The sequence below is a fragment of the Microbacterium sp. MEC084 genome (assembly GCF_004514465.2).
GTDB lineage: Bacteria > Actinomycetota > Actinomycetes > Actinomycetales > Microbacteriaceae > Microbacterium.
Genome location: NZ_MYFP02000001.1, coordinates 38,224 through 50,694, shown reverse-complemented (window position 1 = coordinate 50,694; position 12,471 = coordinate 38,224). Strand labels below are relative to the sequence as shown.

13 protein-coding genes are annotated in these 12,471 nt (G+C 71.3%); 9 read left to right on the top strand and 4 right to left on the bottom strand.

Annotation, left to right across the window (positions count from 1 at the left end; all coding sequences use genetic code 11):
* Window positions 1-48 precede the first annotated feature (48 nt).
* The 6 genes from B5M43_RS00265 to B5M43_RS00240 all read left to right on the top strand — a co-directional run bounded on the left by B5M43_RS00265 (window position 49) and on the right by B5M43_RS00240 (window position 6,498).
* Window positions 49-1,095 carry an LLM class flavin-dependent oxidoreductase gene (locus B5M43_RS00265; protein ID WP_134745096.1) on the top strand — a complete coding sequence of 349 codons (1,047 nt, stop codon included), beginning with the start codon at window positions 49-51 and terminating at the stop codon, window positions 1,093-1,095.
* Between the two features lie 29 nt (window positions 1,096-1,124).
* The gene (locus tag B5M43_RS00260; RefSeq protein WP_055988257.1) at window positions 1,125-2,471 is read left to right on the top strand and encodes an MFS transporter; all 1,347 of its coding nucleotides are present in this window, start codon (window positions 1,125-1,127) and stop codon (window positions 2,469-2,471) included.
* Between the two features lie 42 nt (window positions 2,472-2,513).
* A complete protein-coding gene (locus B5M43_RS00255) occupies window positions 2,514-3,314 on the top strand; it encodes an SGNH/GDSL hydrolase family protein (protein WP_205829443.1) in 801 nt (266 codons plus the stop codon).
* Window positions 3,311-4,336: an LLM class flavin-dependent oxidoreductase gene (locus B5M43_RS00250; protein WP_055988255.1), complete on the top strand. Its 1,026-nt coding sequence runs from the start codon at window positions 3,311-3,313 to the stop codon at window positions 4,334-4,336. Before B5M43_RS00255 ends, B5M43_RS00250 begins: the two co-directional genes overlap by 4 nt.
* A 51-nt stretch (window positions 4,337-4,387) precedes the next feature.
* Window positions 4,388-5,077: a FadR/GntR family transcriptional regulator gene (locus B5M43_RS00245; RefSeq protein WP_055988253.1), complete on the top strand. Its 690-nt coding sequence runs from the start codon at window positions 4,388-4,390 to the stop codon at window positions 5,075-5,077.
* A 113-nt stretch (window positions 5,078-5,190) separates the two neighbouring features.
* Window positions 5,191-6,498 carry an MFS transporter gene (locus B5M43_RS00240; protein ID WP_230667467.1) on the top strand — a complete coding sequence of 436 codons (1,308 nt, stop codon included), beginning with the start codon at window positions 5,191-5,193 and terminating at the stop codon, window positions 6,496-6,498.
* Between the two features lie 57 nt (window positions 6,499-6,555).
* On the opposite strand, the gene B5M43_RS00235 is transcribed toward B5M43_RS00240, so the two are convergent.
* The gene (locus tag B5M43_RS00235; RefSeq protein ID WP_230667465.1) at window positions 6,556-7,719 is read right to left on the bottom strand and encodes a VOC family protein; all 1,164 of its coding nucleotides are present in this window, start codon (window positions 7,717-7,719) and stop codon (window positions 6,556-6,558) included.
* Window positions 7,720-7,807: 88 nt separating this feature from the next.
* Between B5M43_RS00235 and B5M43_RS00230 the strand changes: the two genes are divergently transcribed.
* Window positions 7,808-8,557 (top strand): SUMF1/EgtB/PvdO family nonheme iron enzyme, encoded by a 750-nt coding sequence (locus B5M43_RS00230; RefSeq protein WP_134745151.1) that lies wholly within the window; start codon window positions 7,808-7,810, stop codon window positions 8,555-8,557.
* Window positions 8,558-8,589: 32 nt separating this feature from the next.
* Here the strand turns inward: B5M43_RS00230 and B5M43_RS00225 are convergent, their stop codons facing one another.
* Window positions 8,590-9,972 carry an HNH endonuclease signature motif containing protein gene (locus B5M43_RS00225; RefSeq protein ID WP_134745099.1) on the bottom strand — a complete coding sequence of 461 codons (1,383 nt, stop codon included), beginning with the start codon at window positions 9,970-9,972 and terminating at the stop codon, window positions 8,590-8,592.
* 116 nt (window positions 9,973-10,088) lie between these two features.
* Between B5M43_RS00225 and B5M43_RS00220 the strand changes: the two genes are divergently transcribed.
* Complete coding sequence (locus B5M43_RS00220) at window positions 10,089-10,427, top strand: hypothetical protein (RefSeq protein WP_134745101.1); 339 nt, start codon at window positions 10,089-10,091, stop codon at window positions 10,425-10,427.
* A gap of 12 nt (window positions 10,428-10,439) precedes the next feature.
* Here the strand turns inward: B5M43_RS00220 and B5M43_RS00215 are convergent, their stop codons facing one another.
* On the bottom strand, window positions 10,440-11,129 hold the full coding sequence (locus B5M43_RS00215; protein WP_205829444.1) for a triacylglycerol lipase: 690 nt from the start codon (window positions 11,127-11,129) through the stop codon (window positions 10,440-10,442).
* Window positions 11,129-11,878, bottom strand: a complete 750-nt coding sequence (locus B5M43_RS00210) for an alpha/beta fold hydrolase (protein WP_230667464.1) — start codon at window positions 11,876-11,878, stop codon at window positions 11,129-11,131. Before B5M43_RS00210 ends, B5M43_RS00215 begins: the two co-directional genes overlap by 1 nt.
* 70 nt (window positions 11,879-11,948) lie before the next feature.
* Here B5M43_RS00210 and B5M43_RS00205 point away from each other — a divergent pair, with 70 nt between their 5' ends.
* Window positions 11,949-12,452 (top strand): GNAT family N-acetyltransferase, encoded by a 504-nt coding sequence (locus B5M43_RS00205; protein WP_134745105.1) that lies wholly within the window; start codon window positions 11,949-11,951, stop codon window positions 12,450-12,452.
* The last annotated feature ends 19 nt before the right edge of the window (window positions 12,453-12,471 follow it).

Here is a 12,471-nt window from a genome sequence, read left to right as displayed (position 1 = left end):
CAGCACCCCCTCCGGTTACATGCGAGTGAATAGAGAGCGGGGAGCCTCATGGACATCGAACTCGGCCTGGACACCTTCGGCGACGTCACGCGCGGGACGGACGGCGAGCGCCTCAGCGACGCGGAGACGATCCGGAACATCGTCGCGCAGGCGAAGCTCGCCGACGAGGTGGGTCTGAAGTTCTTCGGCATCGGCGAGCACCACCGGCACGAGTTCGCCGTGTCGAGCCCGGAGATCGTGCTCGCGGCGATCGCCTCGGTCACGAAGGACATCCGCCTGGGTACGGCCGTGACGGTGCTCTCCAGCGACGACCCCGTGCGGGTCTATGAGCGGTTCGCGACGCTCGACGCGGTGTCGAATGGCCGCGCGGAGGTCATCCTGGGCCGCGGCTCGTTCATCGAGTCGTTCCCGCTCTTCGGCTACGACCTGCGCGACTACGAGGCGCTGTTCGAGGAGAAGCTCGATCTGTTCGTGCGCCTGATGACCGAGCAGCCGGTCACCTGGCAGGGCGCGATGCGGCCGCCCCTGCAGGAGGCGGACGTCTTCCCGAAGACGGCGAACGGCCTCACCGCCTGGGTCGGGGTCGGCGGCTCGCCCGAGTCGGTCGTCCGCACCGCACGTCACGGGCTCGGCCTCATGCTCGCCATCATCGGCGGCGCTCCCGCACGGTTCCGCCCTTACGTCGACCTGTTCCACCGCTCCCTCGCGTCATACGAGAAGCCCGCCGCTCCGGTCGGGGTGCACTCGCCGGGCCACGTCGCCGACACGGACGAGGAGGCCTGGGACGAGCTGTACCCCGAGATGGCGGCCATGCGCGAGAAGATCGGGCGCGAGCGCGGCTGGGCCGGCGGTTACAACCGCGTCCAGTTCCAGAACGAGATCGGCATGGGCGGCGCCGTATACGCGGGCTCGCCCGAGCGCGTCGCGCAGAAGATCGCCGAGACCGTGCGCACGCTCGGCCTGACGCGGTTCGACCTGAAGTTCGCGAACGGCGGTCTCGAGCACGACAAACTCATGAAGAGCATCGAGCTGTACGGCACGAAGGTCGCGCCGCGCGTGCGGGAGCTGCTGGCGGAGGAGCCGGCTTCCCGCTGAATGGTCACTTCGACCATTAGGCTGGCGCCATGACGTCACCGTCCGCGCGCCTCGACTCGCTGCCGTTCACCCGCAAGCACCTGCGGCTGCTCACCGGATCCGGCATCGGGTGGGCCCTCGACGCCATGGACGTCGGACTGATCTCGTTCATCCTCGCGGCGCTCGTGGCGGAGTGGCAGCTGACGCCGGCCGAGACCTCCTGGATCGCGTCGGTCGGCTTCATCGGCATGGCGGTCGGCGCCAGCGTCGGCGGCCTCCTCGCCGACCGCCTCGGCCGCCGGCAGGTGTTCGCGCTGACGCTGCTCGTCTACGGGCTCGCGACCGGAGCGAGCGCCCTGGTCGGGGGAGTGGCCGCGCTGCTCGTGCTGCGCTTCTTCGTGGGTCTGGGCCTCGGCTCCGAGCTGCCGGTCGCATCCACCTATGTCGCCGAGTTCGCGCCCGCTCGCATCCGCGGCCGGCTCGTCGTGATCCTCGAGGCGTTCTGGGCCGTCGGATGGACGGCGGCCGCGCTGATCGGGTACTTCGTGGTGCCGCTCGAGAACGGCTGGCGCTGGGCATTCGCGCTCGGCGCGATCCCCGCTGTGTACGCGCTGGTGGTGCGCTGGGCTCTGCCCGAATCGCCGCGCTTCCTCGAGAGCCGCGGGCGCGTTTCGGAGGCCGATGCGATCGTGCGGGACTTCGAGGCCTCCGCCGGCCGCGCGGTCACGCGCAGCGAGTCGCCCGTGGCACCGCCGGCCGGCGCGGGCGAGGCGGCTCCACGCGGTCTCGCCGCTGTCGCCGCGCTGTGGTCGCCGGCGCTCCGGATGCGCACCGCCGCCATCTGGCTGGTCTGGTTCTGCGTGAACTTCTCGTACTACGGGGCGTTCATCTGGATCCCGACCATCCTCTTCAACCAGGGGTTCGACCTGGTGCGGTCGTTCGGCTTCACGCTGATCATCACGCTCGCGCAGCTGCCGGGCTATGCCGTCGCCGCCTGGCTGATCGAGGTGTGGGGCCGTCGCGCCACGCTCGCCACGTTCCTGGTCGGCTCCGCGGTCGCCGCCGTGCTGTTCGGGTCCTCGACGGAGCCCTGGCAGATCATCGCGAGCGGCATGGCGCTGTCGTTCTTCAACCTGGGTGCCTGGGGCGCCCTGTATGCCGTGACGCCGGAGCTGTACCCGACGACGCTGCGCGCGACCGGCGCCGGCTGGGCCGCCGCGGTCGGCCGCATCGCGTCGATCGTGGCGCCGCTGTTCGTGCCGTGGGCGATGGAGCTCGGCGGGGCCCCGCTGCTGTTCGTGGTGTTCTCGATCTTCTTCGCGATCGCCGCGGTCGGCGTGATCCCGCTCGCCGACCGCCGCGGCCAGGCCCTCGACGAGCGCCTCCCGGTCGGGTGAGGCATCGGCCGCGGCATGCGTGCGGCGGCATAGACTGGCGCCGTGACTGACGTGCGCTACGTCGCGATCGGCGACTCCTTCACCGAGGGCGTCGGCGACGAGCTCCCGGACGGCACGCCCCGCGGCTGGGCCGACCTGGTCGCCCAGGGCTGGGCCGACGCGACCGGGGCGCCGATCCGGTACGCCAACCTCGCCATCCGCGGGCGGCTGGCATGGCCCATCGTCGAGGAGCAGCTCGAGGCGGCGCTGGCGCTCAAGCCGACGCACCTGTCGTTCAACGGCGGGGGCAACGACATGCTGCGGCCGCGCACCACGATCGCGCACATCGCGGACGCCTTCTCGCAGGTGCTGCGGCGCTGCGATGAGGAGGGCGTGCGGCTCATCCTGCTGTCGGGTGCCGATCCGACCCGCGGCCTGCCGCTCGGCGGCCTGGTGCGCCGCCGAGGCGACCAGCTCTCGGCGGCCGTGATGGCGCGCGTCGCGGGTCGGGACGACGTCATCCGCGCCCTCAACTGGCCCGACAAGGTGCTCGCGACGGGGCCGTTCTGGTCGGAGGACCGCCTGCACATGAACGCCCGCGGACACCACCGGGTCGCGGCGCGCGTCCTCACCGCCCTGGGGTTCGAACCCGATCCGACCTGGTGGGATCTCCCGGTGGAGGACTCCGGCGTGCGGCTCCGCGGCGCGCATTACTACCGGACGCATGTCGGTCCGTGGCTCAAGCGACGGCTCACGCGGACGTCGTCGGGCGACGGGCGGATCGCCAAGTTCACCGACTGGCAGACGATCCGTCCTTCATTCAGCGGAATGGAATCGGCCGGCGAGGGGTTGGCGTCATCGTGAAGAAGATCGGATTCCTCTCGTTCGGCCACTGGACGCCGCATCCGGAGTCGGGCACCCGCAGTGCGGGCGACATGCTGCTGCAGGCCATCGACCTGGCGCAGGCCGTCGAGGACATCGGCGCCGACGGCGCCTACTTCCGTGTGCACCACTTCGCGCGGCAGATGAGCTCGCCGTTCCCGCTGCTCGCGGCGATCGGCGCCCGCACCTCCCGCATCGAGCTCGGCACCGGCGTGATCGACATGCGCTACGAGAACCCGATGTACATGGTCGAGGACGCCGGCTCGGCGGACCTGATCTCGGGCGGGCGCCTGCAGCTCGGCGTCTCGCGCGGCTCACCCGAGCAGGTCATCGACGGCTGGAAGTACTTCGGGTACTCGGGCGCCGAGGACGACCCGGACGGCGCCGAGCTGGCCCGACGCAAGACGGAGATCTTCCTGCAGCTGCTGGAGGGTCAGGGCTTCGCCGAGCCGAACCCGCGCCCGATGTTCCCGAACCCGCCGGGACTGCTCCGGCTCGAGCCCCACTCCGACGGTCTCCGCGAGCGGATCTGGTGGGGCGCCGGCTCCAATGCGACCGCGCGCTGGGCCGCCGAGAAGGGCATGAACCTCATGAGCTCGACCCTGAAGTGGGATGAGACCGGCGCGCCCTTCCACGTGCAGCAGGCCGAGCAGATCCGCGAGTTCCGCGACGAGTGGACCAAGCACGACTGGGGCTTCGAGCCGCGCGTGTCCGTGTCGCGCTCGATCGTCGCGATCACGAGCGACATGGACCGCCGCTACTTCCTCGGGGGCGGCGACCGCGAGGACCAGGTCGGCTACATCGAGCCCGGCACGCGCGCGATCTTCGGCCGCTCCTACACCGCTGAGCCGGACGAGCTGATCGAGGAGCTCCGCCGCGACGAGGCGATCGCCGAGGCCGACACGCTGCTGATCACGATCCCGAGCCAGCTCGGCGTCGACTACAACACCCATCTGATCGAGTCGATCCTCACGCACGTGGCACCCGCGCTCGGCTGGCGCTGAGCGACGCGTCCGCTACCGGGGGCGGCCCCGCGCGGTGCGATACTGACGCGGATGAGATCACACGACGTCGTGATGCGCTGGTTCACCGACGAGCTGACCAGCGGGCGCCTGCACGTGGGCGACCAGCTGCCGGGGGAGCGCGCGCTGGCCGAGCAGCTCGGTCTGTCGCGCGGCACGCTGCGGGAGGCCCTGCGGGTGCTCGAGGTGCTCGGCGCGATCGAGTCCGGCACGGGTTCGGGCCCGCGGGCCGGGACGTTCGTGACGGCATCCCACGGGCCGGCGATCAGCACGGTGTTCCGGCTGCAGATGGCCACCCGGCAGGTGTCGCCCGAGGACGTGTTCCGGGTGCGGCTCGCGCTCGAGACGCAGGCCGCCTCCCAGTCGCGGCCCGAGCAGGGGGACTGGGGCGCGGCAGCCGCCCTGCTCGGACGGATGGACGATCCCGAGCTGCCCATGGCGGAGTTCCTTCGGCTCGACGCGGAGTTCCACGTGCTGTGCTCGCGCACCGCCGGGAACACGCTGCTCAGCGTGCTCATGGACGCGCTGCGGCTCGTGATCTCGGACCACACGCTCGAGCGCGCGGCCGCTCTGAGCGACTGGCGCGGCACCGTGGACCGGCTCCAGCGCGAGCATCGGGCGATCCTCGACGCCCTGCGCTCGGGCCGCGGAGACCTCGCGGCAGAGCACCTCGAGCGCCACATCACCGGGTACTACGGGCTGACCGCGGCAGCGGCGCGCTAGGGCGGCATCCGAATCCGCTTTGACGTGGAGCGGCGTCGAGCGCTATGGTTCGTGTGGTCCAACCACACAGTCGGTGGTGGACGAAGTGCGGATCTCGAAGAGGAGCTGTCCCCGTGACCATCACAGACAAGGCCCGAGCCACGGGCACGCCGCCCGCGGAGCGGCTCAACTACAAGGTGCTGCTCGGCAGCCTCTCCGGCAGCGTGATCGAGTGGTTCGACTTCCTCGTCTACGGGACGGTCGCCGCGCTGGTCTTCAGCAAGACCTATTTCGTGACCGACAGCGAGTTCGTCTCGATGATGTTCTCGATGGCGTCCTTCGCCCTCACGTTCTTCTTCCGTCCCGTGGGCGGCGTGATCTTCGCGCACATCGGCGACCGCATCGGCCGCAAGAAGACGCTGTTCATCACGCTGATGCTGATGGGTGGCGGAACGGTCCTGATCGGACTTCTGCCCGACTACGGCACGATCGGCATCGCGGCGCCCATCCTGCTGATCCTGATGCGCATCCTGCAGGGCATCGGCATCGGCGGCGAGTGGGGCGGCGCGCTGCTGCTCGCGTACGAGTACGCGCCGCGCAACCGCCGCGGCCTCTACGGCGCCGTGCCGCAGATGGGCATCAGCATCGGTCTGGCGCTCGCATCCGGGGTCGTGGCGCTGCTCACGCTGATGCCCCCGGACCAGTTCCTGTCCTGGGGCTGGCGCATCCCGTTCGTGGGCAGCGTCGTGCTGCTGGCGATCGGCGTCTGGATCCGCTCGAGCCTCGACGAGACCCCCGAGTTCAAGCGCGTGCAGCAGTCGGGCGCGGTCGTGAAGCTCCCGATCGCCGAGGTGTTCCGCAAGCACTGGCGCGCCGTGCTCGTGTCCATCGGCGCCAAGGCGACCGAGACGGGCCCGTTCTACATCTTCGGCACCTACGTGATCGCGTATGCGGCGGGCCTGGGCGTCGAGAACAACGTCGTGCTCACGGCCGTCACGACGGCCGCCGTTGTCGCGACCGTGTGGATGCCGCTGTTCGGCCGCATCTCCGACACGGTGCCGCGGGCCCTGCTGTACCGCCTCGTCGCGATCGCGACCATCGTGTACGCGTTCCCGTACTACTGGATCCTCAACGTGGGGGAGACGTGGGCGGTGTTCCTCGCCACGATCATCGGCTTCGGCCTGCTGTGGGGCAGCGTGAACGCGATCCTCGGCACCCTGATCGCCGAGAACTTCAGCCCGGAGATCCGCTACTCGGGCGCGACGCTCGGCTACCAGGTGGGTGCCGCGATCTTCGGCGGCACCGCGCCTCTCATCGCGACCGCGCTGAAGGAGGCGACCGGAGGCGCGTGGTGGCCCATCTCGATCTACGTGATCGTGTGCGCCCTGCTCGGTCTCGTCGCCTCGTTCTTCGTCAAGCACGTCGCGCACCGCGAGATCTGATCCCGCTCACGAGGCCCCGGGCGCATCGCGCCCGGGGCCTCGTGCTGCCGCGACGGCTCAGCCGGCTTCCGCGCCCCTGTACCCGACGAACCAGGTCGGCTCGATCCGGTACATCCGGATGTCGTCGCCCCAGGTGGTGGGATCCGACCCGTAGTGCGCGGCCCAGTGCGCGATCGTCTCGTCCCAGGCGGGATCCGCCGGCGTCAGCGCGACCGCGGTGCCGTGGCAGAAGACGCCGATCCGCTCGCCGTCGACGTGCGCCGCGCTGACCGGCGGGCGTGCGGCCAGGTGACGCGCCTTGGCGGCACGTCCGTCGGTGCCGAAGGTCCAGCGGCCGTGCAGGAAGTGCCCGTCCACCGCGCTGACGCGCGGCTCGCCCTTCGCGGTCACGGTCGCGAGGCTCAGCACCTTCATGCCGATGAGCGCGTCGACGATCTGCGGCGCGGTCATCACGTGCTCGCCGGCGATGATCGCGCGCAGGTGCGGGGTGGCGCCGGCGCGCGAGGAGTCGATCAGCCGCTGCAGCGACTCCACCTCTTCGGGGGTCTCGTACATGGCGCCGACGCTAGTCGCGGCTGCCGACATCCGCACCGGCATCGGCTGCGGGCAGCGGGGTGCCCTGATGGTGAAGCAGGCGCCACGCCCCGTCCGGCGTCCGGATGCGCCGATCTCGACGAAGTCGGCGGACAGGAAGGCACGCACCCGGGCCGGATCACGTCTGGCCTCGGGTGTCTGCAGCTCGCGCTCTCGCCCCAGCACCTCGTCGACGGCCCCGTTCTCGAAGCCCTCGCGTCGCCGGCGCTCCTCGAGCGTCTCCAGCTCCTGGAACAGGGTGAGCTGGAGCCCGTCCGGCGCCCGGAGGCGCGAGTTGAGCGACCGCCAGGGCGTCTCGCGGGGCGACGCCTCGACCGCCGCGCCGCCCTGCTCGAGGCGCCGGGTCATGGCGTCGGCGTCGTCGACCTCGAACGCGACGCGGAGCGGGTCGCTGACGCCGCCGTCGGTCTCCACTCGGTCGATCAGGGAGACCTGCGCGCGATTCGAGATCTCGAGCGTCGCCTCGCCGGCGAGCAGGATCGCGACGCGGGCGTCGCCCTCGCCGTTGAACGCGGCCTGCTCGGTCATGCCGCCGACGTCGCGATAGAAGCCGACGGCCTGATCGAAATCATCCACGGCCACGACGAGGCGCATCTGGCGGACGGGGGACGGTGCGTCTTCGCTCATGGCGTCCACGCTAGGAGCCGCCGAGGGGGAGTGGGCCCGGATCAGCGACATCGGCCGCACCTCGGTCGACACGGGGGAGGATGGACGGATGCAGGACATCGAGCTGGCGCGGATCCCGTCGGGCACGGTGACGCTTCACGACGCGCGCCGGAAACTGAGACGGATGGTGAGCCTCGAGCCGTTCGAGATCGGGGTGTTCGCGGTCACGCAGGAGCAGATGTCCGAGCTGCTCGGCGAGGGGGAGGAGCACCCGCACCCCCGTCGCCCGGCGGTCAATGTCAGCTGGCAGCGCGCCATCCGGTTCTGCAACGCGGCCTCGGAGTGGGAGGGGCTCGACCCCGCGTACACGTTCGACGGCGAGGACGTCACCTGGCACGTGGACTCGGACGGCTATCGCCTGCCCACCGAGGCGGAGTGGGAGTACGCCTGCCGCGCAGGGTCCACGGGGCCCCACTACGGCCTGTTGCGCGACGTCGCGTGGACGGCGGCGGATGGGGCCTCCTCGCCCCGGGACGTCGGCGGCAAGATGCCGAACCTGTTCGGCCTGTTCGACACGCTCGGCAACGTGTGGGAGTGGTGCTGGGACCTGCTCGATCCGGCGCGCTACGGCGACTACCGGGTGTTCCGTGGCGGAGGGTTCGTCGACGAGTCGTACAACGTGCGCGCCTCGGTGCGCCGCGGCGGCGGACCCCGCATGCACCACGACGACCTCGGCTTCCGGGTCGCGCGAGGCGGCTTCGACGCGCGCGACGAGGCCCAGGGCTGGTCGGCGGCAGCCGACCGCGAGCGCGCACTGCAGGACGGGCCGCTCCCGACCGGGTGGACGCCGCTGCGCTGATCTGCGTGGGCCCTGCCGTCGGCGGCGGCGGTTCAGAACGGCGCGGTCTCTTCGATCTCGACCGGGGGCGGATCGGGGTCTGTCGCATCGAGTTCGGCCATGAAGCGCACCGCCGGCGCGGGGCGGTCGGTGATGCGGCGTCCGGTGGGGCTCGTCCAGATCATGACTCCGCCGCGTCCGTGCTCGAGACCCCATGCGCCGTGGTGCTTGAGCATGTGGTGCGCACGACAGAGCGCTGAGAGGTTGCACACCGCGGTCTGGCCGCCCTCGCTGTGAGCATGGGAGTGGTCGAGGTCGCACCGGTGGATCGGCTGCCGGCAACCCGGGAACCTGCAGTGCTCGTCGCGCGCGGCGAGGAAGCGGCGCTGGGCGGCGGTCGGCGTGTATGCGTCGACTGTGCGGAGGCACCCGGTGTCGGGGTCCATGAACAGTCGCGCCCAGGTGGGGGTGTCAGCGGCGAGGCGGCGGGCGATGTCGGGGGAGACGGGCCCGTGCCCGGCCAGGAACGCGGCGTCGTCGCCGAGGCCTGTGAGCGTCTCGGCGGGGATCGTGATCTGCACGGAGCCGCGGATCGCCGCCAGCGCGTTGCCGCCGGTCGCATCGGACACCTGCGCGGTGGGGTGCCCGGTGAGCGCGAGGTCGGCGAACACGTCGGCCCTGATCTGCGCGAGCGTGCGCTCATCGACCGGGTCGCCGTCCTCGACGGCGAGGTCGTCGACGACGGGCCCGTACGCGCGACGCGCCTCGTGGCGTGCGGCGCGCCGGATCGTGAGCCCCATCTGGGTGAGCCGGTCCTGGATCGCGTGCGCCCGCACCGACTCGACGACCGCGTGGAACTCGCTCATCCCATCGCCGAGGTCGTCCACCCAGGTGCACCGCCGCGCGCGGGCGGTCTCGTGCCGCTCGACGACCGACGTGGGCTCCACCCGCTCGGCAACGGCGTGCGCGACCGGTCGCAGCCGGCCCGGCGTCAGCGACTCGGCGCGATCGAGCACGACCTGCTCGTACCGGGCCCGCGCGCGCTCATCGTCGAGCCGCAGCCCGGCATCCACGATCACGTCGGCGTGCGCGCGGGAGATCCGCCCCTCCGACAGGGCGGTGTACGTCGCGGGGAAGTCGGTCGTGAGGATCGCGGCACCGTTCATCCGGCTGCGGATCGTGCCGTCGGCCGCGTTGGTCGCGGTGGCGATGTCGGCCGCGATCGCCCGCAGCGGCAGCGCATACGACGACGACGGATCGAGCTCGGCCATGATCTCCACCGCGATCGCCTGCCCCGCCGCAAGGAAGTGCGCCTTCATCGCCTCGAGCTGCGCGATCATCCGATCCGCGGTCGCCACCCCCGTGATGACCGCCTGCAGCGCCTCACGCCGGGCGGGATCCAGGTCCCATCGCTCCGCGAAACTCTGCTTGGCCATAGACCCAGTCTCCCACGAGGCTCGGACATCCGTTCGAGTATCCCCGCATTGTGGAGAACTCGACGGGATCCGGTTGAGGCGTTCGGCTTCCGCGTCCGGGCCGCCGGCACGGTCCGATCCGATCGCGAGCAGGCCTCCGATCGCTGACCCGCTCGCGGCCTCGGTGGCGCGCGCTCAGTTCGCTGGCCCATCAGGTCTGGGATGACTGCGCGACGGACGGACGAGCGGTGGTGCGCGTGCACCTGAAGATCCGGTACGCGCCGTTCGAGACGAAGACCATCGGGCGAAAGCTCGCGGAGCCCGCGCGCAGCGAGCACGTCCTGGTGGACGCCGCGCTCGCGCTCGCGCAACGGATCGACTCCGAGCGCGAGATCCGCCTGCTCGGAGTGCGCGCGGAGATGGCGATGCCGGCGGGTGACGAGATCGAGCGCACACCGGTGCGCGGGCGGATCTGACCCCGCGGCAGGTCAGGGCGCGGCGTGCCCGTGCGCGTGCTCGGCCATCGCAGCGACCTCGCCGACCACCCTCGGATGTGCCAGCACGCGGAAATGCCCGCCGGTCTCCAGGCGCACGTTCTTCGCGCCTGCGAGCTCGCTTCCCCCGGGGATGTGCGGGTCGAAGGCCGCGTACACCGATGTGATGCGGGCGTTGATCGCGGTCTCCCTCGCGAGCGCGAGGATCGTGGCGTTGCGAGGGGAGAAGCTGCGCAGAGTGGCCGACACCATGAGCGCCGCGTATCGCGAGCCGCCGAACGGAGAGGCCACCGCGACCATTCCGCGCACGCGAGCCGCTCCGGCGCCGAACGCCATGAGGTGCTTGCCGATCAGTCCGCCCTTGCTGTGCGCCACGAGGATGACGTCATACAGCTCGTGCGCGACCAGGTGCTGCTCGACGAGGCGCGCCGCACGGTCCACCGGGATGCGGTTGTTCTGAAGCGGATCGACCACATGCACCGGATGTCCGCGCTTGTGCAGCGCGACGATGAGCGGCTGCAGGAACTTCCACGTCTCATAGACGCCCGGGATCACGACGATCGGCACGCCGCCGCCCGTCCAGAAGGCCGACGGCCGCGTGCGGTTCAGGAACGCCCGCGCCTGCCAGACTCCCGCGTACGCGTAGTCGAGCGTCCACCAGACCCACCGCCGGAGGAGGCTCATCACGGCTCGCCGACCCCCAGGAACCAGTCCAGCGCCGACGCGACCGCGCGGGGCGCGGTGTGCTGCACCAGGTGCGGATGGCCCGGGACCGTGACCGAGCGGGACCGCTGTGCGCGGCGCGTCAGCTTCGCGCACCAGTCCGCACCGGCGATCGGATCGCGGCCGCCGCGCAGCACGAGCAGCGGCTGCGTGAGATCCCCGACGCGCTCCTCCATCGGGTATTCCAGCATGTGCGGCAGCTGACGGAGGTACCACCGGGGGCCGCAGCGCAGATACTCGGTGAGCACTCGGGCGTTGGCGGACGGGGTCTCGCGGGTGCTGTCCACGCCGAGCGCGAGGGCCTGCGCGAACGCGGTGCGGTGTCGGTCGTCGACCACCGGGCCGATCGTGGCCACGTGCGAGACGAGATCGGGGCGCTGCGCGCCGAGCTCGACCACCCACTGCGTCCCCATCGAGTCACCTACCGCGACCGCCGCCTCCTCGCCGAGGTCGCCGACCACCTCGCCCAGCATCTCGGCCATGCGGGCGACGTCCGGCGACGAGGCCGGCTTGGGCAGCCCTCCGAAGCCGGGCAGGTCGACCGTGTGCACGGAGTGGTGCCGTGCCAGGACGCCGTGCAGGCGCGAGAACAGGCGGTGCGAGATCCCGATCCCGTGCACCAGAAGGAACGCGCGTCCGCTGCCCGGCCGTTCGGTCGAGAACACCCGGAAGACGTGCCCATCCAGGTCGACGACGCGCGTGATCGGCATGCCCCCATTGTGCGCGACCGCTCCGTCGCGCACCCGGGGCTTGACGTTGCCGGGGCGATAGCGTGACGGGATGGGCTTCTCGATACGAACGGTCCGCGCCTCCGAGTGGCAGGCGTTCCGCGACCTGCGTCTGCGGATGCTGCGCGACACCCCCATCGCGTACAACGAGACCTATGCGCACGCCGCCGCGCTGCCCGAGTCGGAGTGGCGCGAGCGTGCAGGCCGCGGCCAGGAGCCCGGCAACATCTCCCTCGTCGCCGTCGCCGACGACGGCACCTGGATCGGCATCATGCGGGGGTTCGTCTCGGCCCGCCGCGGGGCGATGCTCGTGGGCGTGTACGTCGACCCGGCATGGCGGGGCGGTGAGGGCGGGGTCGCGGATGCCCTGCTCGAGGGGATCGTCGACTGGGCCCGCACGCGCGGCGACGCGCTCGTCCTCGAGGTGCACGAGGACAACCCGCGCGCGATCGCGTTCTACCGGCGCCACGGCTTCGAGCCCACCGGGAACGTGACGCCCTACAACCTCGAGCCGTATGGCGACGAGATCGAGATGCGACTCGATCTGACGCGCTGAGGGAGGGGATCGTGGATCG